Below are 21,743 nucleotides of genomic sequence, written 5' to 3' on the forward strand. Positions count from 1 at the left end.
ACCGGATGCGGCTGCTGCAGCGACTCGCGCTCGGGCGCTTCTACGCGCGCCTGCCCGAGTGGGTGCGGGTGATCGTCGCGGTGGCGGCGGTCGTGCTCGGCGTGGTCATCGTCATCCGCCCGACCACGGCCCTCGGCGTGCTCGCCTGGCTCATCGGCGGCGGCATGGTCCTCACCGGCGTGCTCGATCTGACCGGCCGCGACGGCGAGGGCCAGCGCCCCCGCTGGCGGACGATCACCGGCGGGGCGTGGGTGGTCGGCGGGCTCATCGTGCTCCTCACCCCCGGCCTGACGGTCCGTGTCGTCGCGACGCTCGTCGGCATCCTCCTGTTCGCCGCGGGCGCGGCGGGACTCGTGGCCGTGTTCGCTAAGGGGCGCATGCTCGATGCCCGCATCGCGGATGCCGCCTTCTCGATCTCGGGCGTGATCTTCGGCGTCCTCGCGCTGTTCTGGCCCGACATCACCCTGCTCGTCGTGGCCGTCGTGTTCGGGGCCCGCCTCATCATGAGCGGGGTCACCGACCTCTGGATGCGGCTGCGCCGTCGCCGCGACACCCGCGCCGAGCGCCGCCACGAGCCCCGCAGGCTGCGCCGGTGGGGGCGCACCGTGACCGCTCTCGTGTCGGTCGCGCTCGCCGTGACGACCGCGCTCGTGACCGTGCCGCTGCGTGAAGGCTCGACCGTCGTCGACGACTTCTACGCCGCGCCCCGTGACATGCCCGGGCAACCGGGCCGGCTGATCCGGGCGGAGCCGTTCACCGCCGGCATCCCGGTCTCGGCGAACGCGTGGCGGATCCTCTACACCACCACGGGTGCGACGGGCGAGGTGCGCGTGGCAAGCGGTGTCGTCGTCGTGCCGAAGGAGGGCGACGGGCAGTGGCCGATCGTCGACTGGAACCACGGGACGACGGGCTTCTCGGAGAGCTGCGCCCCCTCGCTGCAGCCGCGCGGTCTGTGGTCGGGTGCGCTGTACATTTTGCCGACGATCATCCGGCAGGGATGGGCGGTCGTCGCGACGGACTACATCGGCCTCGGCACCGAGGGGCCGCATCCGTACCTCATCGGTCCGCCGAGTGCGACGGCGTCGCTCGACGCGGTGCGCGCCGCGCGGGAGCTGCAGGATGCCGACCTCGGCACCCGCACGGTCATCTGGGGCCACTCGCAGGGCGGCGCGGCCGCGCTCTGGGCCGGCTCGATGGCGCGCGAGTACGCGCCCGAGCTCTACGTGCAGGGCGTCGCGGCGCTCGCGCCGGCGAGTGATCCGTCCGCCCTCGTGCAGAACATCTCGAGCGTGACCGGCGGCAGCATCTTCGCCTCGTACGCGTTCGCGGCGTTCTCGTCGATCTACGACGACGTGTCCTATGACGAGTACGTGAGGCCGGGTGCCGACACCGTCCTCCGGCAGATGTCGGAGCGATGTCTGTCCGATCCCGCGATCGTCGTCTCGGTCGCCGCCTCGCTCGGCATGAGCGGCGATCCGCGGCTGTTCTCGGAGCCCCCGGCATCCGGTCCCCTCGGCGTGCACCTGCGCGAGAACGCGGCGCCCCTCCGGCAGAACGCGCCCGTGCTGCTCGCCCACGGCGGGGCGGACAGCGTCATCCCCGTGGCGACCCAGACCGCATTCGTGCAGCGGATGTGCTCGGCTGGTCAGGTCGTCGACTACCGCGTCTACGACGGCTACGAGCACGCGGCGGTCGTCGAGCGTCCGTCGCCGCTGCTCGACGAGCTCATCGAGTGGACGACCGCCCGGTTCGCGGGCGAGCCGGGCCCGGAGAAGTGCTCGACCACGAGGAAGTGAGCCGGGGGTCTGGGTGCGCCCATAGGGTGGGACGCATGACCGAGAACACCCTTCCCTCCGGCATCCATCTCGACGAGTTGAGCTCCGACGTCCGACCGCAGGACGACCTGTTCCGTTACGTCAACGGATCGTGGCTCGACCGCACCGAGATCCCCGAGGACAAGGCGCGGTGGGGGTCGTTCCACCTCGTCGCCGAGCAGGCCGAGCACGACGTCCGGGCGATCATCGAGGAGTCGACGGACGCAGAGCCGGGCACCGAGACCCGCAAGATCGGCGACCTGTACGCGAGCTTCATGGACACCGACACGATCGAGGAGCGCGGCGCCGACGCCGTCGCCCCGCAGCTGGCGCTCGTCGACCGGGTCACCGGCATCCCGAGCTTCCTGAGCACCGCCGGGTCGCTGGAGCGCGAGGGCGTCTCGGGCGTCTTCGGCACCTACATCGAGCCCGACCCGGGCAACCCGCAGCGCTACGTGATGTTCCTCGTGCAGGGCGGGCTGTCGCTCCCCGACGAGAGCTACTACCGCCTCGACAACTTCGAGAAGACCCGCATCGCGTTCCGTGCCTACGTCGCGAAGCTGTTCAGCCTCGCGGGCGTCGACGACGCCGAGGCGCAGGCCGACCGCGTCGTCGCCCTCGAGACCGAGATCGCGTCCCACCACTGGGATAACGTCCGCAGCCGTGACGCCGTCGCGACCTACAACCTGATGTCGTGGGATGCCGCAGTGCAGCTCACCGGCGTCGACCTCGCCCCGTGGCGCGACGCCGTCGCCGCCGGCAAGACGGGCGTCATAGAGGACGTCGACGTCAACCAGCCGAGCTTCTTCGAGGGCCTCGGCACGCTGCTGGTCGAGGGCCGCCTCGAGGACTGGAAGGCGTGGCTGCGTCTGCAGGTCATCCGTTCGTCCGCTCCGTTCCTGTCGCAGGCCTTCGTCGACGCGAACTTCGCGTTCTACGGCACCGAGATGACCGGCGTGCCCGTGAACCGCGAGCGCTGGAAGCGTGGCGTCTCCCTCGTCGAGGCCGCGCTCGGCGAGGCGGTCGGCAAGGTGTACGTCGAGCGTCACTTCCCGCCGCGCGCCAAGGAGGAGATGGACGTCCTCGTCGACAACCTCATCGAGGCGTACCGGCAGTCGATCTCGTCGCTCGAGTGGATGACGCCCGCCACGCGCGAGCGCGCGCTCGAGAAGCTCGAGGCCTTCACCCCGAAGGTCGGCTACCCCGTGAAGTGGAAGGACTATTCGGCGCTCGAGGTCGATGCATCCGACCTCATCGGCAACGTCCGCCGCTCGAACGCGTGGCAGCACGACCAGCAGGTCGCGAAGCTCGGCTCGCCTATCGACCGTGACGAGTGGTTCATGACCCCGCAGACGGTCAACGCGTACTACAACCCGCTCATGAACGAGATCGTGTTCCCCGCGGCGATCCTGCAGTTCCCGTTCTTCGACATGGAGCGCGATCCGGCCGCGAACTACGGCGGCATCGGTGCGGTCATCGGGCACGAGATCGGCCACGGCTTCGACGACCAGGGGAGCGCGTTCGACGGCACCGGTGCGCTCAATGACTGGTGGACCGACGAGGACCGCACGGCGTTCACCGAGCGCACGAAGACCCTCATCGAGCAGTACAACGCGCTGGTCCCGCAGGGGCTGTCCGAGGGGCACACCGTCAACGGCGCCCTCACGATCGGCGAGAACATCGGCGACCTGGGCGGCCTCGGAATCGCGATCAAGGCGTACCGGCTGCACCTGAAGACGACCGGGTCGACGGATGCCGACGGTCCCGTCATCGACGGACTCACCGGCATCCAGCGTCTGCTGCTCAGCTGGGGTCAGATCTGGCAGCAGAAGGGGCGCGATGCCGAGACGATCCGTCTGCTGACGATCGACCCGCACTCGCCGAACGAGTTCCGCTGCAACCAGATCGTCCGCAACATCGACGAGTTCTACGCCGCCTTCGACGTGACCGAGGCCGACGCGCTCTGGCTCGATCAGGACAAGCGCGTCACCATCTGGTGACCGCGGTGCGCGGCGCGCCGGTCGTCAGCATCGAGCTCGAGTTCGATGCGGCGACCGAGCGCGCCGTGCGCGCGGAGTGGCAGGCGCTCGCCGACGCCGGGCTGTCGAGCCTCGCCGCGCACACGTCGCCCTCGAATGCCCCGCACGTGACGCTGCTCGTGCGTCTCGCGGTGACCCTCGCGCGGGTGCCGCTGCCCGCGGCGTTCCCCGTGACGCTGGGTGCGGTCGTACTCTTCGGGGCGGGGGAGCGGCGGGTGCTGGCCCGTTCGGTCGTCCCGTCGGCCGACCTGCTCGCCCTGCACGCCGCCGTGCACGAGGCCGCCGGCGCAGGAGAGGACGCTCCGCACACCGCCCCGGGCGAGTGGATGCCGCACGTCACCCTCGCGCGACGGCTCAAGGTGTCCGATCTCGGGCGCGCGCTGCCGCTGCTCGGCGACCCCATCCTCGGGACGGCGCACGGGCTGAGGCGGTGGGACGCGGCATCCGCCACCGTCACCTCGCTGGGAGAGTTCGGGGGCTGAGCGCGGGGTCTGTGCGCCCGTCGCGCTGTGTGCGGGGTCTCTACGCTCGTCGCGCTGTGTGCTTCCCCTGTCGCGACACGCCGTGTGGCGCTGCCGTTTGCGACAGGGGAGTGCGGGGCGTGGTCGCCCCCTGTGCTTCCCCTGTCGCGACACGCCGTGTGGCGCTGCCGTTTGCGACGGGGGAGTGCGACGGGCTGAACGCACGTTCAGTCGCGCCGGAGGGCGGGCTGCGACCGTCGCGGGCCGCCATTCGGCGCCGATGAACGCTTCCAGGGACGCAACGGGCCGCCCTGACGGGCCCGCGGCGGCGAATCGCGTCCCCGGAACCCCGCGTCAGAAGACGATCGTGTGGTTCCCGTGCCGGATGACGCGGTCCTCGGCGTGCCAGCGCACCGCGCGGGACAGCACCTGGCGCTCGACGTCGGCGCCGCGGCGCACGAGCTCGGCGGTGGTGTCGGCGTGGGTCACGCGGATCGTGTCCTGCTCGATGATCGGGCCCTCGTCGAGGTCGCCGGTGACGTAGTGGCTCGTCGCGCCGATGAGCTTCACGCCGCGCTCCTTCGCCTTGCGGTACGGCTCGGCGCCGATGAAGGCGGGCAGGAACGAGTGGTGGATGTTGATGACCGGCACCCCGAGCTCGGCGAGGAACTCCGGCGACAGGATCTGCATGTAGCGGGCGAGCACGACGAAATCGACGTTGCCCTTCAGCAGCTCGAGGATCTTCGCCTCGGATGCCGACTTGTCGGGACCCGGCGTCGACGGCACGTGGAAGAACGGCACCCCGAACGAGCGCACGTCATCGGCCGACGTCGCGTGGTTCGAGACGACCATCGGCACCGTGATGGGCAGCTCGCCGCGGCGGTTGCGCCACAGCAGGTCGAGCAGGCAGTGGTCCTGTTTCGACGACAGGATCGCCATGCGCTTGGGCACCGACTGGTCGGTGAGCGACCACTCCAGATCGAACGGAGCGAGCGTGTCGCCGATCTCGGTCTCGATCGCGGGGCGCTGCCCCGCGAAGCCCGGGCGGTGGAACACGACGCGCTGGAAGTACGCGCCGCCGCGGGGGTCGTCCGAGTACTGGTCGAACTGGACGATGTTGCCACCGATCCGCGTGATCATCGCCGAGACCGCGGCGATGATGCCGGGGCTGTCCTTGCCGTGCACGATGAGGCAGGCGTGGTCGGGGTGGAGCTGCGACACGGACGAAGTCATCCCTCGATTCTGCCCTGTGCGGTGACGGATGCCGACCGCGTGACGCGCGGCATCCGTCAGCGCACGCCCTTCATGAGCGACAGCACCGGCTTCACGCAGACCAGCAGCAGCACGCCCATCGCGATCGAGATGAGGCCGAGGGTCGAGAAGTAGGGGACTTCGTTCTCGGGGTCGTACAGCGTCGCGAGCTGGCCGGCGATGGCGGTGCCGAGCGACACCGACAGGAAGAACAGCGCGACCATCTGCGTCTGGAACCGCTCCGGCGCGAGCTTGGTCGCCGCCGACAGTCCCACGGGAGAGAGCATCAGCTCGGCGACCGTGAAGACGAGCAGGATGCCGACGATCGCCAGCAGCGGCGTCGAATTCGCCCCGCCGCCCGCGAAGGGCAGGAACAGCAGGAAGGCGACGCCCATGACGGCGACGCCGAACGCGAACTTCACCGGCGTCGACGGCTGGCGTGAGCCGAGCTTCGACCACACCGCCGTGAAGACGCCCGCCAGCAGGATGATGAACACCGGGTTGATGGACTGCACCCACGGGATCGGCATCTCCCAGCCGAACAGGTTGCGGTCGAGGCGCTCGGCCGAGTACAGCGTCACGACCGTGAACTGCTGCTGGTAGAGCGACCAGAACACGACAGACGTGAGGAACAGCGGCAGGAAGCCCCACACGCGGCTGCGCTCCTGCGAGGTGATCTGACGGCTGAGCAGGATGACGGCGAAGTACGCGATGGCCGCGAGGATCACCGCACCGATCACGATCAGCGCCAGGTTGTCGGCGCGGATGACGCCGGTCAGGACCAGGACGACGATGACCACCACGGCGGCGACGCCGATCCCGGCGAACAGCGGGTAGCGTCCGCCCGGCAGCGGGTTGGGCACCACGCGCGCCTCGGCGGGCAGGCTCCGGCGACCGAACGAGTACTGGGCGAGGCCCAGTGCCATGCCGAGGGCGGCGAGCCCGAAGCCCCAGTGGAACCCGAGGGTCGACTGCAGCAGTCCGGTCAGCAGGGGGCCGGCGAAGGCGCCGAGGTTGATGCCGAGGTAGAACAGCGAGAAACCGGCATCCCGTCGGGAATCGTCGGCGGCGTAGAGGGTGCCGACGACGCTCGTGGCGGTCGCCTTGAGTCCGCCCGATCCGAAGGCGACCAGGATGAGGCCCACGGTCACGCCCGCGAAGCCGGGGAGGAGGGCGAGGGCGATGTGCCCCGCCATGATGACGATCGCGCTCAGGAAGAGCACACGTTCGGCGCCGAGGATGCGGTCGGCGACCCACGCCCCGAGGACGGTCGACAGGTAGACAGCGCCGCCGTAGGCGCCGACGATGCTCGCCGCGACCGTCTTGTCGACGCCGAGACCGCCGTCGGTGACCGAGAAGTACAAGTACAGCAGCAGGATGCCCTGCATGCCGTAGAAGCTGAAGCGCTCCCACATCTCGACGCCGAACACGTGCGCGAGCGCGAACGGCTGACCGAAGAATCGGGTGTCGCGCGCTGCGGTGTCGTCGGAGGACGGGAGGTCGACGGGAGGTACGTTCCGCATTCGTCCCAGGTTAGGCACCGGTCCTGGACGGGGCACCCAGGTTGTGCGACACCTCGCGCGGGTGTATCAGTCCTCGCCGACGGCGGCGCGGGTGGCGTGACGATCGGCGAGCAGCGTGTCGCGGACCCGTCGGCGGAGCACCTTGCCGATGAGGGACTTCGGCAGCTCCTCCCACACGACGTAGGTCGTCGGCCGTTTGTACTCCGCGAGGCGCTCGCGGGCGAGCTCGCGGGCGGCGGCCTCGTCGAACGTCGCGCCGTCCTCCAGGACCACGACGGCGGTGACGACCTCGGCTCCGCCGCCGCGGGGGATCCCGACGACCGCGGTCTCGGCGACGCCCGGCGTGGCGGTCACGACCTGCTCGACCTCCGAGGGGGCGACGTTGAAACCGCCCGTGATGATGAGCTCCTTCTTGCGGTCGACGACTGTGACGAAGCCGTCCTCGTCCTGCTGCACGAGGTCGCCGGTACGCACCCAGCCGCCCTCGAGGAGGGTCGCGGCGGTCTCCTCGGGACGGTTCCAGTACCCCGCGAACACCTGCGGTCCGTGGATGAGCAGCTCGCCGGTCTCGCCCTGCGCGACCTCGCGGGTCGGCTCGTCGGGATCGACGACCTTGATGTCGGTCGAGGGGAACGGGATGCCGATGGCCCCGATACGGCGCGACTCGTCGAACGGGTTGGCCAGGGCGATGGGGCTCGTCTCGGTGAGGCCGTACCCCTCGTTGAGCATGCTGCCCGCGAGCTTCTCCCAGCGTGAGACGACCGTCGGGGTCAGGGTCATCGCTCCCGAGATGGAGTACACGACGCGGCTGAGGTCGAGGGCGCCGTCGCGGGCGACCCGGGCCAGCCGGTCGAACATCGGCGGGACGGCGGGGATGAACGTCGGCGGGAAGGTCTTCGCGGCATCCACCACCAGTTCGGGGTCGAAGGTGGGGAAGAGCACGGCGCGCGACCCGGTCTCGACCGAGTAGATGACCGACAGCAGCAGACCGAAGGAGTGGAACATCGGCAGCAGGCCGTAGATGCTGCCCTCGCCGTGGCGGAAGTCGGGCATCCACGCGGCGCCCATGCGCGCGTTCGCCCACAGGTTGCCGTGGGTGATCATGGCGCCCTTCGGGTCGCCCGTCGTGCCCGAGGTGTACTGCAGGCAGGCGAGGTCGTCGCGCCCGGGCCGCGGGTGCCCCGGGGCGATCGGTGCGGAGTTCTCGAGCCGTGTGAACGGGATCGTGCCGGGCGCGGCCGCCGTGAGCTTGCCACGCGACTCTCTGGCCTTCGCGACGGGCAGGCGCAGCAGCATCCGCGTCTTCAGCGGCATCGCGGTGGTCACGTCGACCGAGACGACGTCGCGGATGCCGAGCTCGGCCGGCAGCGACTGGACGAGCGGCGCGACCTTGTCCCACGCGATCACGGTGCGGGCGCCGTGGTCGCGGAACTGCACCTCGAGCTCGTCCCGCGTGTAGAGCGGGTTGTGCTCGACGACGACGGCGCCGAGTCGCAGCACCGCGTAGAACGCGATGACGTGCTGCGGGGCGTTCGGCATGATCAGCGCGACGCGGTCGCCCGCGCCGATGCCGAGCTTCCGCAGACCCTCGGCGACGCGCGCGACCCGCGAGCCGAGCTCGTCGTAGGTCACCGCCCGTCCGAAGAACGCGATCGCGTCGCGCTCGCCGTACCGGCCGACGCGCTCGTCGAGCAGGTCGATGAGCGACCCCGTCACGGGTTCGATGTCGACCGGCGTGCCGGCGGCGTAGAAGCGGTTCCAGGCGCGGGTCTCGTTCAGCTGCACGGCGACGATCCTAGGTCGCGCAGGTGCCCAGCGCGTTCCCCTTGCTCGGTGCGTGCCCGCGCGCAAGCGGGTGGCCGGAGTGTGGGGGCGCCTGCGACGCTCGAGGCATGACCGACGATGCGCTCACCGCCCGCCGCGCCCACTACGCCGGGTTCTTCGGCGACCTTCCCCGCACGGACTACGGCGTCGTCGTCGGCAACTGCCAGGCCGAGTCGGTGCGGATCGTGCTGGACTCCGACGACCTGACGCTCCTGCGCGTCCCGCCGGTGTACGAGATGGATGCCGCCGAGGCGGCGCGCCTGCACGAGGTGCTCGCCGGCGCCTCGGTGCTCATCGCGCAACCCGTGAAGGACGATTACCACGACCTCCCGCTGGGGACGCGGCAGCTCGCGGCATCCCTCCCCGCGTCGGGTCGGGCGGTCACCTTCCCGGTCGTCCGCTTCTCGGGCCTCTACCCGTTCCAGGCCGTCCTGCACGTGCCGGGGACGGAGGAGGACCCGCCGATCGTCGCCTACCACGACGTCCGCACCCTCGCCGAGGCGGGCGGCATCCCCGTCCGCGACGCGCTGGGCGCCGACGCCGTCCGGGCCGAGGCGGCCGACTCGATCGCAGAGCTCGAGCGGCGTGAGCAGCAGCTCGACGTCGGGGTCTCCGACCTGTTCGCGGCGCCGGGCTTCGACCTCGTCCGCACCGTGAACCATCCGGGCAACCCCGTGATCCTCGCGATCGGGGACCGCGTGCTGCGGGCCCTCGGGCGACCGGGCGCGGCGACCGATCCGGGCCGGCCGCTGCTGGATGCCGTCCACGCGCCGCGCGAGGACTGGGTCATCGACGCGTGGGGACTCGACGCCGTGCCTGAGCCGGTGTGGCGGGTCAACGGCGATCTCGTCGATCCCGCCGAGATCCGCGAAGCGCACCTCGAGTGGTACCGCCGGAACCCCGACTTCGTCCGCGGCGCCCTCGAGCGACTCCGCCCGACGCTCGAGCGCTGGCGGCGCTGACCGGCGTAGCGTGGCGGGATGGCTGACGCGCTCGACATCCGCGAACTGCACACGATCGACGAGATGGTCGCCGCGAGCGGCGTCTTCGAGGCGGTCTGGGGTTCTCCGGACGGCGGGATGCCGCCGAACCTGCTGCGGGCTCTGCAGCACGCCGGCAACTACGTCGTCGGCGTGTTCGACGGCGAGCGGATGGTCGCGGCATCCGCTGCCTTCTTCGGGCCGCCGTCCTCGCGCAGTATGCATTCGCACGTGACGGGCGTCCTGCCCGAGGCGCAGGCGCGGGGCATCGGCCGCGCGCTCAAGGCGCATCAGCGCGAGTGGGCGTTCGCACGCGAGGTCGGCACCATCACGTGGACGTTCGATCCGCTCATCGCCCGGAACGCCCACTTCAACCTCGAGGTCCTGGGCGGGCGGGTCACCGATTACCTCGTCGACCACTACGGCGACATGGGCGACGCGATCAACAGCGGCGACGAGAGCGATCGGCTGCACGTGGCGTGGCACCTGGCGTCGCCTGTCCCGACGCCCGAGGCATCTGATGTGATCGCGACGGTCGCGATCCCGAGCGACATCGAGGCGCTCCGCCGGGAAGATGCGGATGCCGCGGCCCGCCTCCGCCGCGAGGTCCGCGACGCGTTCCGCACGCAGCTCGACGCCGGCCTGGTCGTCGGCGGCTTCCGCACCGGCGAGGGGTACCTGTTCGTCCGGAGCTGAGGCGCGGCGTCAGCCCGCCCGTCGGGCCCCTTCTCCGAGCGACTCGAGCTTCGCCCAGGCGATGTCGGGGTGGATGCGCCCGCCGAGGCCGCAGTCGGTCGACGCGATGACGCGGTCGGCGCCGACGATGTCGGTGTAGCGGCGGATGCGCTGCGCGACGAGGTCGGGGTGCTCGACGACGTTCGTCGCGTGGCTGACGACGCCCGGGACGAGGGCGAGGTCCTCGGGGATCCGTGCGTCGGCCCAGACGGCGAACTCGTGCTCGTGGCGGACGTTTCCCGCCTCGAACGAGATCGACCCGACGTTCGCCTCGAGGACGACGTCGAGGATGTCCTTCAATTCGACGTCGGTCGTGTGCGGACCGTGCCACGAGCCCCAACACAGGTGCAGGCGCACCTGCTCCTTCGGAAGGCCCTCGATGGCGCGGTTGATCGCCTCGATCCGGATGCGGGTGAACGCCCGGTAGTCCGCGGCCGAGGGCTCGGGGTCGATCTGGTCGAAGTTCTCGGCCAGCGACGGGTCGTCGAGCTGCAGGATGAGGCCCGCGTCGATGATGGCCCGGTACTCCTCACGGAGGGCATCGGCCCACGCGTCGATGTGCTCCTGCTCGGACGCGTAGTAGTCGTTGTGCACGCGTGCGGCGGACCCGGGCGCGATCGCCGTGAGGAAGCCCTGCTCGCCGTCGCGGAGCGCTGCCGTGAGGTTGCGGATGTCCGCCGCCACCGCGTCGTGGCCGCGGTACGAGAGCGGACCCGTCGTGGTCGGGAAGGCCGAGGCGATGCGCCCGGTCTCGACGGCCTCGGTATAGACCGCGGGGAACCGCTGCCGGTCACGACGACCCAGGAAGCTCGTGAGGCGGACGTTCCCCGGGCTCGACAGCACGGGCGGCTCGGTGAAGGCGTTCACCTCGGTGAGCGACAGCCCGGCGACGCGCTGGAAGGAGTATCCCCACCACGCGCCGTAGTCGACCGGGTTCGTCATGGCCTTCCCGAACTCGCCGTCGCCGACGAGGGTGATGCCCGCGGCGCGCTGGCGTTCGACGACGTCCGCCACGGCACGCGCCGTCAGCTCCTCGGCCTCGGCGCTCGGCAGCAGGGTGAAGCCGTCGTCGGCGAACGCGCGCGCGGCGTTCGCCTCGATCAGCGCGGTCGAGCGGGGAAGGCTTCCGGAGGTGGTCGTCTCGAGGGGCATGGGCCGAGTCTAGGAATCGACGGATGCCGCTGCACCCGTCGTGCAACGGCCCGTAACCTGACCCCATGCCGCTCGCTCAGCACGCCGCATCCGTCCGCCTCGACGAGATCGAGCTCCGGGTGCTCCGCATCCCGCTCGTCGCTCCGTTCACGACGTCGTTCGGCACCATGACCGACCGCGAGGTCATCGTCGTCCGCGCGAGGACCGATGCGGGCGAGGGGTGGGGCGAGGTCGTCACGCAGAGCGCACCGGTGTACTCCAGCGAGTACACGCAGGGTGCGTGGGACGTCACGACGCGCTGGCTCGGTCCGGCGCTCCTGCAGCGCGGGACCCTCGCGCCCGAGGACGTCGCCGGCGTCCTCGACCCGTTCGTCGGCCACCGGATGGCGAAGGCGGGGCTCGAGCTCGCCCTGCTCGACGCCGCCCTCCGCGGCGAGGGGCGCTCGTTCGCGTCGTACCTGGGCGGGACGGCGGCGACGATCCCGTCGGGGGTGAGCGTCGGCATCCAATCCGATCCGGCGGCCCTCGTCGAGACCGTCCGCGGGTACCTCGACGAGGGGTACGTCCGGATCAAGATCAAGATCAAGCCCGGCCGCGACATCGCCGAGACGGATGCCGTGCGCACCGCGTTCCCCGACATCCCGCTGCAGGTGGACGCGAACTCCGCTTACACGCTCGCCGACGCCGACACGCTGGCGCAGCTCGACCGGTTCGGCCTGCTGCTCATCGAGCAGCCGCTGCAGGAGGACGACCTCGTCGACCACGCCGCCCTCGCGCAGCAGCTGAAGACGCCCGTCTGCCTCGACGAGTCGATCACCTCCGTCAAGGCCGCGCGCGACGCGCTGGCCCTCGGCGCGACGACGGTCATCAACGTCAAGGCGGGTCGCGTCGGCGGCTACCTCGAGGGGCTCCGCATCGCCCACCTCTGCGCGTCGGCCGGGATCCCGGTCTGGTGCGGCGGCATGCTCGAGACCGGGATCGGCCGCGCCGCGAACGCCGCGCTCGCCGCGCACCCCGCGTTCACGCTGCCGGGAGACGTCTCGGCATCCGCTCGGTTCTACGACCGTGACATCGTGGCGGAGCCCGTCGTCCTCGAGGACGGACACGTGCGGGTGCCGACGGGGCCGGGCCTCGGCGTCGAGGTCGACCTCGACGCGGTCGAGGCGTTCACCGTCGCGCGCGCGACGCTCCGCGCCTGACGGTCAGGCGGGCGTCGCCCCCGCATCGTCGAAGGCGATCAGCGAGAACGCGCGCCGTACGACGTCGGCGGGTGGTTCGTCGCCGCCGTGGAACGCCCACCAGACGAGGGCCGCGTTCGACGCGCCGCTGAGCGCCTGCGCGCGGACGACCGTCGTCAGGTCGTCGGCCGACGAGCCGTCGCGCTCGGCGATGAATTCCACGACCGCGTCGGCCAGCGCTCCGATCCTCGCGGAACCCATGGCCCAGAGGGTCGGGTTGTCGCGGATGACGTGGAGTCGATGACGGGTGACCTCGATCATCTCGTCGGGGATGGTCGCAGCGGCGGCGAAGGCTCTCCGGATCGCCTCCCAGGTGTCATCCTCTGCCGCGCTGCTCGCGAGGCAGGCGTGGAAGCGATCGACCGCCTCGTCGAGACCGCCCCAGACCAGCGAGGCCTTGCTGGGGAACAGCCGGAACAGTGACCGGCGGCTCACATCGGCTGCAGCCGCGACATCGTCCATCGACACGACATCGAACCCGCGCTCGTCGAAGAGTCGGAGCGCGAGGAGGGAGACACGGTCGGGGTCGATGGTGCGGGGCCGGCCCGAGGGGCGTTCGCTGGGGGAGTTCATAGACACCTTTCGGCACTGAGTGCTAAAACTGTACCGGCGCACCGAGCGCCACTCTCGAAGGAGGAGACATGACCGAAGCGACCACCGGCCGATTCGCAGGCAAGACCATCATCGTCACGGGCGCGGGTTCGGGCATCGGACGCGCCACCGCGGTCCGGATCGCGCGCGAGGGCGGACGCGTGATCGCGACCGACGTCGTCGCCGAGCGCCTCGACGACGTGCGTGCGGAACTGTCGGACCTTCCCGTCGAGACGGTCGTCGGCGACGTGTCCCGCGCCGAGACGATCGACCTCATCATGCGCGCCGCCGCGGACCGCGTCGACGGGCTCGCCAACGTCGCCGGCATCATGGATGCCTTCCTCCCGCCGAGCGAGATCGACGACGCCACCTGGGAACGAGTGCTGAGCGTCAACCTCACCGGCCCGATGCGGCTGACGCGAGCCGTACTGCCGCTCATGATCGCCGCGGGATCCGGCGCGATCGTCAACGTCGCATCCGAGGCGGCCCTGCGCGGATCCACGTCCGGCGCCGCCTACACCTCGTCCAAGCATGCGATCGCCGGGTACACGAAGAGCGTCGCGTTCTTCCACGGACCGCAGGGGATCCGCGCGAACGCCGTCGCTCCGGGAGCCGTGGCGACGAACATCGAGGCCCCGATGCGCAGTGAATACGCGGCATCGCGAGTCGGTCCGATCTTGCAGGCGATCGTCCCTCCCGTGGCCCAGCCCGAGCAGCTCGCCGCAGCCATCACGTGGCTGCTCAGCGACGACTCGGCCAACGTGAACGGCGTCCTCCTGCCGAGCGACGGCGGGTGGTCGGCGATCTGAGCCGGCGGTCAGGGGGCGTCACCAGACGACGCCGCCGCCCACCGAGATGCCGCCCCACGTGAGCAGCACGAAGATCGCGGCGAAGACGACCGGGGCGATGCCCTTGCCCCTGCGGGCGAGGCCCTTGAACAGGGCGATCACGACGAGGATCGCGGCGACGATCGACAGCCCGCCGCCCACGAAGAAACCGATGAACAGCGGGATCGGCATGAGGATGAGGCCGAGCAGGCCGACCCAGAAGGCGGCCCAGGCGGTCGGGTTCGAGCGGCGTTCGGTGGCGTAGGACATCACCCCATCCTGGTGTCCTGCGCCCGATCCCGCGACGGGGCTGTCGTGGATCCCGAGACCTGATAGAGGGCGCGCGAGCGGTCGGACGGCCCCCGCTGCGCGGCGAGCGGCTGCGTCAGTGGGGCATCGAGGGACGCGCCTCGTGCGGGTCGCGGCGCTGCGGGATGAACAGGGCAACGCCGAGGGCGATGACGGCGGCGCCGAGACCGAGGGCGAAGGAGAGGTGGAACGCCTCGGGCGCCGGGACGGGTGTGCCGCCGAGGTCGACCGTCAGGGCGGCGAGCACCGCGCCGACGACGGCCGCGGCGATCGAGGTGCCGAGCGAGCGGAACAGCGCGTTGAGGCCGTTCGAGGCGCCCGTCTCGTGCTGGGGCACCGAGCGCATGATCAGCATCGGCATGCCGGCGTAGCCGAAGCCGATGCCCACGCCGATGAGCAGGTTCGCGACCAGCAGGTGCCAGACTTCCGACGCCCACAGCAGCGAGTAGCCGTACGCGAGGATCAACGCGCTCGCACCCATGATGAGCAGCAGGCGCGGGCCGATCGTGCGGGCGAGGCGTCCCGAGAAGGGTGAGAGCACCATCATCACGAGACCGGCGGGCATGACGATGAAGCTCGCCTGGACGAGGGTGAGTCCGAATCCGCCGACGGATGCCGGCAGCTCCAGCATCTGCGGGTACGACACGTTCGAGGCGAACAGCGAGAAGCCCATCGCGACCGACGCGAGGTTGGTGAGGAGCACGGCCGGACGCGCCGCGACCCGCAGGTCGAGGAGGGGCTCACGGATGCGGAGTTCGAACCAGCCCCACACGAGCAGCACGGCGAGGCCGCCGAGCCCCAGGGCGAGCGTCGCCGGCGACGTCCACCCCCATTCGTTGCCGCGCGAGACGGCGAGCAGGGCGCCCGTCAGACCGATCGCGAGACCGATGGCCCCGGCGAAGTCGAACCTGCCCGCGGTCCGCAGGACGCTCGCCGGCACGACGAGGGCGACGAGGGCGAAGACGACGACGCCGAGTCCCGCAGCCATCCAGAAGAGCACGTGCCAGTCGCTCGTCTCGGTGATGATCGCGCTGACCGGCATGCCGACGGCGCCGCCGACCCCGAGGGTCGCGGACATCAGGGCGATGGCGGCATCCACCCGGTCCTCGTGCAGCACGTCGCGCATGATCGAGATGCCGAGCGGGACGACGCCGGTGACGGCGCCCTGCAGTGCACGTCCGACGATGATGCCGCCGATGCCGGGGGAGAGGGCGGCGATGACCGACCCGACGATGAGGAGCCCCAGCAGGATGAGGACGATGCGGCGCTTGCCGTACATGTCGCCCAGTCGCCCCGCGATCGGCGTCGAGACCGCCGCCGCGAGCAGGGTCGCCGTCACGACCCACGCGGTGTCCTCGCGCGAGGCGTTCAGGAGCTCGGGGAGCTTCGCCTGGATCGGCACGACCAGGGTGAACATGAACGACGACGCGAGTCCCGCGATCGCCAGAACGGCGACGATGGCGCCCTGTCGTGGCATGCGGGTGAGTCTGCGTCTGTCGTCCGAGGGCATCCCTCCAGGTTAAGCCCGGCCGACGACGTCGGAGCCTGCCGGGCTCATCCCCGGCGGATCATCCCGCCGAACGCCAGTCGTCCGACTCCATGTGCGAGCCCGCCTGCGGGCCCATCTGCAGCATCCCGCCGTCCACGACCCAGGTCGCGCCCGTCACATACGACGACGCCGGTGAGGCGAGGAAGGCGATCACGTCGGCGATCTCCTCCGGCTTGCCGGGACGGGGGATCGGGATGCCGGGGCGATGCGTGTTCTCGGCGTCCTCGGCATCCATGTCGTTGATGGGCGTCGCGATCTCGCCCGGGGCGACGGAGTTGACCGTGATGCCCTTCGGGCCGAGCTCCTGGGCCATCGTCTTCACGAGCCCTTCGAGACCGTGCTTCGATGCGACGTAGGCGGCCGAGCCGACGCGCGGCTGCGAGCCGTGGACGCTCGTGACGGCGATGATGCGCCCCTCCTGGCCGGCATCGGCCATGAGCTTCGCGGCCGTGTGCATGCCGACGAAGGCGCCGTCGAGGTTCAGCCCGACGACGGTGCGCCACCCGTCGATGTCCATGTCGAGGAACGGTCCGCCGGTGCCGCCGCCGGCGTTGTTGACGAAGACGTCGAGACCGCCCAGCTGCTCGGCGAGGTGGCGGACGATGCCGGGGACCGACTCGAGGTCGGTGGCATCGAACTGCGCGACGACGGCGTTGCGGCCGCGGCGGCGGACCTCCTCGGCCGTCTCGTTCGCGCCGTCCTCATCGGAGTGCCACGTCACCCCCACGTCCATCCCGGCGTCGGCGAGGGCGAGGGCGGTCGCGCGCCCGATCCCGGAGTCGGAGGCGGTCACGATGGCGCGGCGGGGCGAGAAGGTCATGGTCCGACGCTACGAACCGACGCGTCCGCGGCACACCCGCTTGACAGCACTGCGGCCCCGGACGTACCGGAGCCGCAGTGCTGTCAGCGCGAGGTGGTCGAGCGCAGGTGGGTGATGTCGGCGTCGGACAGGAGTGCCCGCGGCATGACCGCGACCGGTCCGAGCGGCGAACCGACCTTCAGCAGGAGCGCGTCGCCGGCGGCATCCACTCGGCGGAAGGCCGTGTAGCGGATGTCACTCGTACCGAGTGCCGAGGTCGCCCGCATGCCCTCGGCGGTGAGCGTCGCCGTTGCGACGAAGCCCACCGGGTAGGCGCGCAGGATCGAGGATCGGACGGCGATCCACGACGCGATCACCGCTCCGCACAGGATGACCACCATGGCGATGCCCACCCACGCAGCGCCCTCACTCCCCGTGGCGGTGAGGAACACACTCAGGATCACGATCAGGGCCGTGGCGGTCATCAGCACGATCCAGGACGGCCGCGTCAGCTGCCAGCGCAGGAAGCCGCGCGCGAGGCGGGAGGCCAGCTGCTCGTCGACGACGAGCGACCGGCCTCCCTCGGGCGTGCTCACACCGCGTCCGGCGAGGGGGTGTCGACGGGCGCTGCCGGCTCAGCGGCGGGCTCCGCCGCCCGGCGACGCAGCGGCGCGGCGTCCTGCGCCGCCTGCTCGTTCTGCAAGCCCTGGGCGATCCCGCGACCCGTGGCCTGGCCCTGGATGATGCCGCGCAGGTCGATGCCCGTCGCCGCCTGGACGGCGTCGAACGTCGCGCGCATGCTCGAGGCGCTCTCGCCGGCGATGTGGCTCGATGCCCCCTCGCCGCCGAGCACCGTGATCGAGCCGACCTTGTCGAAGCCGCGTGCGAACTCGGTCATGAGCGGCACGAGCGACTCGATGGCCCGCTGCGCGAGCAGGGCCTGCTGGTTCTCGGCGAGGGCGCGTGCCTCGGCCGTGAGGGCCGCAGCGCGCGCTTCACCCTCCAGCCGCACGGCGGCGGCGTCGGCCTCGGCGCGCAGGCGCGTGGCCTCGGCTTCCTGGGCGGCGATCTGCGCACGGGCCTCAGCGGCCTTGACCTGCGTGTAGGCGTCGGCGTCGGCGGAGCGCTCGCGCTCGTAGAGCGAGGCGTCGGCGACCTTCTTGACGTCGGCGTCGAGCTGCGCCTGACGGTTCTCGGCCTGCTGCAGGAGGACGGCCTGCTCGCGCTCGGCACGGGCGAGGGCCTCGGCCTGCTCCGCCTCGGCGCGGGCACGACCGACCTCGGCCGCGGCTGCGGCGGAGTTCTTGTCGTACGCGGTCTGCTCGATGAGGTTCGCCTCGTCGGTCGCGATCTGGCGCGCCTTGACCTCGCGGGCGGCGTTGATGCGCGCGACCTCGGCCTCGCGGCGGACGCGCTCGACCTCGGTCGCGCCGAGGGCGTCGATGTAGCCGTTCTTGTCGGTGACGCCCTGGATCTGGAACGAGTCGAGGATGAGGCCCTGCGACAGCAGGTCGCTCTTGATGCCGTCGGCGATCTGGTCCGAAAGCTTCTGCCGGTCGTTCATGAGCTGCTCGACGGTCAGGGTCGCCACGACTCCGCGGAGCGCACCCTCGAGCTGCTCGGTCGTGAACTGCTCGATCGCGCCGTCCTGCGAGAGGAAGCGCTCGGCCGCACGACGGACGAGTTCGGGGTCCGAGCCGATCTTGACGAGGGCGACACCGCTGACGTTGACCGTGACACCGGTGGATGACTGGGCCGTCGGCTCCATCTTGATCTGACGCGCGCGCAGCGAGATCATCTCGGCCCGCTGCGTCAGTGGGTTGACGAGCGCGCCGCCGCCGGTGATGACCGAGATGCGCGATGAATCCCCCGACGCGTTCTTCTGGTTGCGTCCGACGATGACGAGCGCCTGGTCGGCCTTGGCGACCTTGTACCACGCCCGCAGCACCACCATGAAGATGATGATGAAGACGATGACGGCGACGACGGCGATGGCGCCGATGACGAAAGCCCCGCCTGTGACGAGTGCGTCCATGTGTGATTTCCCCCGAGTCTCGATGTCTCTGCGCGGCACGGTGCACGTGCCCACTACGAACGTATCGGTTACTCCAGCCGCGTGACGAGGGTGCGGCTCCCGCCCTACGCTGGCCTCATGACCACCCCTCCTCCTCCGCAGCCGCCCCAGCCGCCGTTCGGGGCGTACACGCCTGTGCCGCCGATGCGTCCCGAGGACGAGAAGTTGTGGGCGACCCTCACGCATCTCAGCGGCATCTTCACGGGATGGGTCGGGCCACTCGTCGCCTACCTCGTGCTGCGCGACCGCGGTCCGTTCGTGCGCGCGCACACGGCCGCCGCGCTGAACTTCCAGCTCACGATGCTCATCGCCAGCATCGTCGGTGCCATCCTCATCCTCATTGGCATCGGTCTGCTGATCCTGCTGGTCGTCTACGTGCTGCTGATCGTGATCGCGATCATCGGCGCAGTGAAGGCGAACCAGGGGCAGTGGTACAACCCGCTGGTGACGATCCGTTTCGTCTCCTGAGCCGCGTCGCCCCGGCGAAGAGGCCCGGATAGACTGACGGATGCCGCGTTCTGCGGCGTCCGCGCTGTCGCGCACCCTCTTCACAACGACCATTGGAGCCACCGTGGCCGAGCAGTCCCGTCTCGACAAAGTCATCGCCCTCGCCCGCCACCGCGGGTTCGTCTTCCAGGCGGGCGAGATCTACGGCGGGTCGCGGTCGGCGTGGGACTACGGCCCCCTCGGGACCGAGCTCAAGGAGAACATCCGCCGCCAGTGGTGGCAGACGTTCGTCCGCGGACGCGGCGACATGGTCGGCCTCGACTCGTCGATCATCCTCCCCAAGCGCGTGTGGGAGGCATCGGGGCACGTCGCGACCTTTACCGACCCGCTCGTCGAGTGCCTGCAGTGCCACAAGCGTTTCCGCGAGGACACGCTGATCGAGGACTTCGAAGCCCGCAAGGGCCGCAAGGCCGAGAACGGTCTCGGCGATGTGCCCTGCCCGAACTGCGGCACCAAGGGTCAGTACACCGAGCCGAAGTCGTTCTCGGGTCTCGTGAAGACCTACCTCGGCGTCGTCGACGACGAGAGCGGGCTCTACTTCCTGCGCCCCGAGACCGCTCAGGGCATCTTCGTGAACTTCTCGAACGTGCTGACCGCGTCGCGCAAGAAGCCGCCGTTCGGCATCGGCCAGGTCGGCAAGGCCTTCCGCAACGAGATCACGCCGGGAAACTTCATCTTCCGCACGCGCGAGTTCGAGCAGATGGAGATCGAGTTCTTCACGCCGCCCGCCGAAGCCGGTGAGTGGTTCGACCACTGGGTCGAGGCGTGCTGGAACTGGTTCCTCGACCTCGGCATCGATCCCGAGAACATGCGGCAGTTCGACGTGCCCGAAGAGGACCGCGCCCACTACTCGACTGCGACGATCGACGTCGAGTACCGGTTCGGCTTCGCGGGCAAGGAGTGGGGCGAGCTCATGGGCGTCGCCAACCGCACCGATTATGACCTTTCGAGTCACATCGAGGCGTCCGGGCAGAAGCTCGCGTACTTCGACCAGGCATCCGGCGAGACCTACGTCCCTTACGTCATCGAGCCGTCCTTCGGTCTCACCCGCGCCATGATGGCGTTCCTCGTGGACTCCTACCGCGAGGAGGAGGTGCCGAACGCGAAGGGCGGCACCGACACCCGCACGGTCCTGGGCCTCGACCCGCGCCTGGCGCCGGTAAAGGTCGCCGTCCTGCCGCTGAGCCGCAACGAGCGCCTGTCGCCCCTCGCCCGCAAGGTCGCCGACGATCTGCGCGCCAACGGCTGGAACGTGGACTTCGACGACGCGGGTGCGATCGGACGCCGGTACCGGCGCCAGGACGAGATCGGTACGCCGTTCTGCGTCACGGTCGACTTCGATTCGCTCGACGACGACGCCGTGACGATCCGCGATCGCGACTCGATGGCGCAGGAGCGCGTTTCGCTCTCCGAGCTGCACACCTACCTCGCCCCGCGCCTGCGCGGCGCCTGACCCCGCGACGCCTCGCGCCCGCTGCGGCGCGAGGCGTCAGCCCTCGGCGGCCTTGGCTTCCGCCTTCGCGGCGCGCTTGTGCTCCCGCACCTTCGTGAGCGATTCCGGCGAGACGATGTCGGCGACCGAGCGGAAGGAGCCCTCCTCGCCGTAGGCGCCGGCGGCCTCGCGCCACCCGTCGCCCGTGTACCCGTACTGCTTGCCGAGCAGGGCGAGGAAGATGCGCGCCTTCTGGTCGCCGAACCCCGGAAGCGCCTTCAGCCGCTTCAGCACCGTCCGCCCGTCGGGCTCGCCCTGCCTCCACAGCGCCGCGGCGTCGCCGCCCCACTCGTCGACCAGCGTCTGGCAGAGCGCCTGCACGCGAGCGGCCATCGAACCGGGGAAGCGGTGGACGGCCGGGGTCTGGCTGAAGGCGGCCGCGAACTCCTCGGGATCGGCCGCGGCGATCTGCGCGGCATCCAGCCCACCCGTGCGGTCGCGGATCTTCATGGGGCCGGCGAACGCGGTCTCCATCGCGATCTGCTGGTCGAGCAGCATCCCGATCAGGAGGGCGAGGGGTTCGTCGGTGAGGAGTGCGTCGGCGGCACCGTCGCCGGTGATGTGCAGGGCCATGCCTC

The 21,743-nt window shown here is 70.6% G+C and carries 20 protein-coding genes; 9 read left to right on the top strand and 11 right to left on the bottom strand.

All coding sequences use genetic code 11. The annotated features are described in order from the left end of the window. Positions 1-5 precede the first annotated feature (5 nt). The 3 genes from H286_RS0113335 to H286_RS0113345 are packed head-to-tail and all read left to right on the top strand — an operon-like array spanning position 6 to position 4,335. On the top strand, positions 6-1,796 hold the full coding sequence (locus H286_RS0113335; protein ID WP_020098562.1) for an alpha/beta fold hydrolase: 1,791 nt from the start codon (positions 6-8) through the stop codon (positions 1,794-1,796). 35 nt (positions 1,797-1,831) lie between these two features. Beyond that, positions 1,832-3,814, top strand: coding sequence for a M13 family metallopeptidase (locus tag H286_RS0113340; protein ID WP_028497526.1), 1,983 nt, complete (start codon positions 1,832-1,834; stop codon positions 3,812-3,814). Then, on the top strand, positions 3,811-4,335 hold the full coding sequence (locus H286_RS0113345; RefSeq protein WP_020098564.1) for a 2'-5' RNA ligase family protein: 525 nt from the start codon (positions 3,811-3,813) through the stop codon (positions 4,333-4,335). The genes H286_RS0113340 and H286_RS0113345 overlap by 4 nt, the downstream gene beginning before the upstream one ends. A 333-nt stretch (positions 4,336-4,668) precedes the next feature. On the opposite strand, the gene purU is transcribed toward H286_RS0113345, so the two are convergent. The 3 genes from purU to H286_RS0113360 form a co-directional block, all read right to left on the bottom strand. Then, complete coding sequence (purU, locus tag H286_RS0113350) at positions 4,669-5,547, bottom strand: formyltetrahydrofolate deformylase (protein WP_018187485.1); 879 nt, start codon at positions 5,545-5,547, stop codon at positions 4,669-4,671. A gap of 56 nt (positions 5,548-5,603) precedes the next feature. Further along, complete coding sequence (locus H286_RS0113355) at positions 5,604-7,088, bottom strand: peptide MFS transporter (RefSeq protein ID WP_020098565.1); 1,485 nt, start codon at positions 7,086-7,088, stop codon at positions 5,604-5,606. 66 nt (positions 7,089-7,154) lie between these two features. Then, a complete protein-coding gene (locus tag H286_RS0113360) occupies positions 7,155-8,873 on the bottom strand; it encodes a long-chain-fatty-acid--CoA ligase (protein ID WP_020098566.1) in 1,719 nt (572 codons plus the stop codon). 107 nt (positions 8,874-8,980) lie between these two features. Here H286_RS0113360 and H286_RS0113365 point away from each other — a divergent pair, with 107 nt between their 5' ends. Together H286_RS0113365 and H286_RS0113370 are read left to right on the top strand one after the other, a co-directional pair. After that, a complete protein-coding gene (locus H286_RS0113365; RefSeq protein WP_018187482.1) occupies positions 8,981-9,874 on the top strand; it encodes a WcbI family polysaccharide biosynthesis putative acetyltransferase in 894 nt (297 codons plus the stop codon). Positions 9,875-9,892: 18 nt separating this feature from the next. After that, positions 9,893-10,588 carry a GNAT family N-acetyltransferase gene (locus H286_RS0113370; protein WP_020098567.1) on the top strand — a complete coding sequence of 232 codons (696 nt, stop codon included), beginning with the start codon at positions 9,893-9,895 and terminating at the stop codon, positions 10,586-10,588. Between the two features lie 9 nt (positions 10,589-10,597). Here the strand turns inward: H286_RS0113370 and H286_RS0113375 are convergent, their stop codons facing one another. Beyond that, positions 10,598-11,779, bottom strand: a complete 1,182-nt coding sequence (locus tag H286_RS0113375) for a cobalamin-independent methionine synthase II family protein (RefSeq protein WP_020098568.1) — start codon at positions 11,777-11,779, stop codon at positions 10,598-10,600. 65 nt (positions 11,780-11,844) lie between these two features. Here H286_RS0113375 and menC point away from each other — a divergent pair, with 65 nt between their 5' ends. Continuing rightward, on the top strand, positions 11,845-12,978 hold the full coding sequence (menC, locus tag H286_RS0113380) for an o-succinylbenzoate synthase (RefSeq protein ID WP_020098569.1): 1,134 nt from the start codon (positions 11,845-11,847) through the stop codon (positions 12,976-12,978). 3 nt (positions 12,979-12,981) lie between these two features. Here the strand turns inward: menC and H286_RS0113385 are convergent, their stop codons facing one another. Further along, positions 12,982-13,590, bottom strand: coding sequence for an acyl-CoA-like ligand-binding transcription factor (locus H286_RS0113385; protein ID WP_020098570.1), 609 nt, complete (start codon positions 13,588-13,590; stop codon positions 12,982-12,984). 68 nt (positions 13,591-13,658) lie between these two features. Between H286_RS0113385 and H286_RS0113390 the strand changes: the two genes are divergently transcribed. Beyond that, the gene (locus H286_RS0113390; RefSeq protein WP_018187477.1) at positions 13,659-14,417 is read left to right on the top strand and encodes an SDR family NAD(P)-dependent oxidoreductase; all 759 of its coding nucleotides are present in this window, start codon (positions 13,659-13,661) and stop codon (positions 14,415-14,417) included. A gap of 18 nt (positions 14,418-14,435) precedes the next feature. On the opposite strand, the gene H286_RS0113395 is transcribed toward H286_RS0113390, so the two are convergent. The 5 genes from H286_RS0113395 to H286_RS0113415 all read right to left on the bottom strand — a co-directional run bounded on the left by H286_RS0113395 (position 14,436) and on the right by H286_RS0113415 (position 19,127). After that, complete coding sequence (locus H286_RS0113395) at positions 14,436-14,705, bottom strand: hypothetical protein (protein WP_018187476.1); 270 nt, start codon at positions 14,703-14,705, stop codon at positions 14,436-14,438. A 115-nt stretch (positions 14,706-14,820) separates the two neighbouring features. Continuing rightward, positions 14,821-16,221: an MFS transporter gene (locus H286_RS0113400; RefSeq protein ID WP_020098571.1), complete on the bottom strand. Its 1,401-nt coding sequence runs from the start codon at positions 16,219-16,221 to the stop codon at positions 14,821-14,823. Between the two features lie 91 nt (positions 16,222-16,312). After that, complete coding sequence (locus H286_RS0113405; RefSeq protein WP_018187474.1) at positions 16,313-17,113, bottom strand: SDR family oxidoreductase; 801 nt, start codon at positions 17,111-17,113, stop codon at positions 16,313-16,315. 83 nt (positions 17,114-17,196) lie between these two features. Continuing rightward, complete coding sequence (locus H286_RS0113410) at positions 17,197-17,688, bottom strand: hypothetical protein (protein ID WP_020098572.1); 492 nt, start codon at positions 17,686-17,688, stop codon at positions 17,197-17,199. Beyond that, positions 17,685-19,127, bottom strand: a complete 1,443-nt coding sequence (locus H286_RS0113415; protein ID WP_018187472.1) for an SPFH domain-containing protein — start codon at positions 19,125-19,127, stop codon at positions 17,685-17,687. Before H286_RS0113415 ends, H286_RS0113410 begins: the two co-directional genes overlap by 4 nt. 117 nt (positions 19,128-19,244) lie before the next feature. On the opposite strand from H286_RS0113415, the gene H286_RS0113420 reads away from it, so the two are divergent. Both H286_RS0113420 and H286_RS0113425 read left to right on the top strand, forming a co-directional pair. Further along, on the top strand, positions 19,245-19,634 hold the full coding sequence (locus tag H286_RS0113420; RefSeq protein ID WP_020098573.1) for a DUF4870 domain-containing protein: 390 nt from the start codon (positions 19,245-19,247) through the stop codon (positions 19,632-19,634). A 103-nt stretch (positions 19,635-19,737) separates the two neighbouring features. Continuing rightward, a complete protein-coding gene (locus tag H286_RS0113425; protein ID WP_018187470.1) occupies positions 19,738-21,126 on the top strand; it encodes a glycine--tRNA ligase in 1,389 nt (462 codons plus the stop codon). A gap of 36 nt (positions 21,127-21,162) precedes the next feature. On the opposite strand, the gene H286_RS0113430 is transcribed toward H286_RS0113425, so the two are convergent. Next, on the bottom strand, positions 21,163-21,738 hold the full coding sequence (locus tag H286_RS0113430; protein WP_020098574.1) for an HhH-GPD-type base excision DNA repair protein: 576 nt from the start codon (positions 21,736-21,738) through the stop codon (positions 21,163-21,165). Between the last annotated feature and the right edge of the window lie 5 nt (positions 21,739-21,743).

The sequence above is a fragment of the Microbacterium sp. 11MF genome (assembly GCF_000383475.1).
GTDB classification, from domain to species: Bacteria; Actinomycetota; Actinomycetes; order Actinomycetales; family Microbacteriaceae; genus Microbacterium; species Microbacterium aquilitoris.

Bases quoted from the DNA above. Each gene is read 5' to 3' on its own strand.
- H286_RS0113420 (WP_020098573.1), top strand. From the start codon at position 19,245: ATGACCACCCCTCCTCCTCCGCAGCCGCCCCAGCCGCCGTTCGGGGCG.
- H286_RS0113365 (WP_018187482.1), top strand. From the start codon at position 8,981: ATGACCGACGATGCGCTCACCGCCCGCCGCGCCCACTACGCCGGGTTC.
- H286_RS0113375 (WP_020098568.1), bottom strand. From the start codon at position 11,779: ATGCCCCTCGAGACGACCACCTCCGGAAGCCTTCCCCGCTCGACCGCG.
- purU (WP_018187485.1), bottom strand. From the start codon at position 5,547: ATGACTTCGTCCGTGTCGCAGCTCCACCCCGACCACGCCTGCCTCATC.
- H286_RS0113390 (WP_018187477.1), top strand. From the start codon at position 13,659: ATGACCGAAGCGACCACCGGCCGATTCGCAGGCAAGACCATCATCGTC.
- menC (WP_020098569.1), top strand. From the start codon at position 11,845: ATGCCGCTCGCTCAGCACGCCGCATCCGTCCGCCTCGACGAGATCGAG.
- H286_RS0113430 (WP_020098574.1), bottom strand. From the start codon at position 21,738: ATGGCCCTGCACATCACCGGCGACGGTGCCGCCGACGCACTCCTCACC.
- H286_RS0113335 (WP_020098562.1), top strand. From the start codon at position 6: ATGCGGCTGCTGCAGCGACTCGCGCTCGGGCGCTTCTACGCGCGCCTG.
- H286_RS0113370 (WP_020098567.1), top strand. From the start codon at position 9,893: ATGGCTGACGCGCTCGACATCCGCGAACTGCACACGATCGACGAGATG.
- H286_RS0113395 (WP_018187476.1), bottom strand. From the start codon at position 14,705: ATGTCCTACGCCACCGAACGCCGCTCGAACCCGACCGCCTGGGCCGCC.
- H286_RS0113340 (WP_028497526.1), top strand. From the start codon at position 1,832: ATGACCGAGAACACCCTTCCCTCCGGCATCCATCTCGACGAGTTGAGC.
- H286_RS0113400 (WP_020098571.1), bottom strand. From the start codon at position 16,221: ATGCCACGACAGGGCGCCATCGTCGCCGTTCTGGCGATCGCGGGACTC.
- H286_RS0113355 (WP_020098565.1), bottom strand. From the start codon at position 7,088: ATGCGGAACGTACCTCCCGTCGACCTCCCGTCCTCCGACGACACCGCA.
- H286_RS0113405 (WP_018187474.1), bottom strand. From the start codon at position 17,113: ATGACCTTCTCGCCCCGCCGCGCCATCGTGACCGCCTCCGACTCCGGG.
- H286_RS0113415 (WP_018187472.1), bottom strand. From the start codon at position 19,127: ATGGACGCACTCGTCACAGGCGGGGCTTTCGTCATCGGCGCCATCGCC.
- H286_RS0113385 (WP_020098570.1), bottom strand. From the start codon at position 13,590: ATGAACTCCCCCAGCGAACGCCCCTCGGGCCGGCCCCGCACCATCGAC.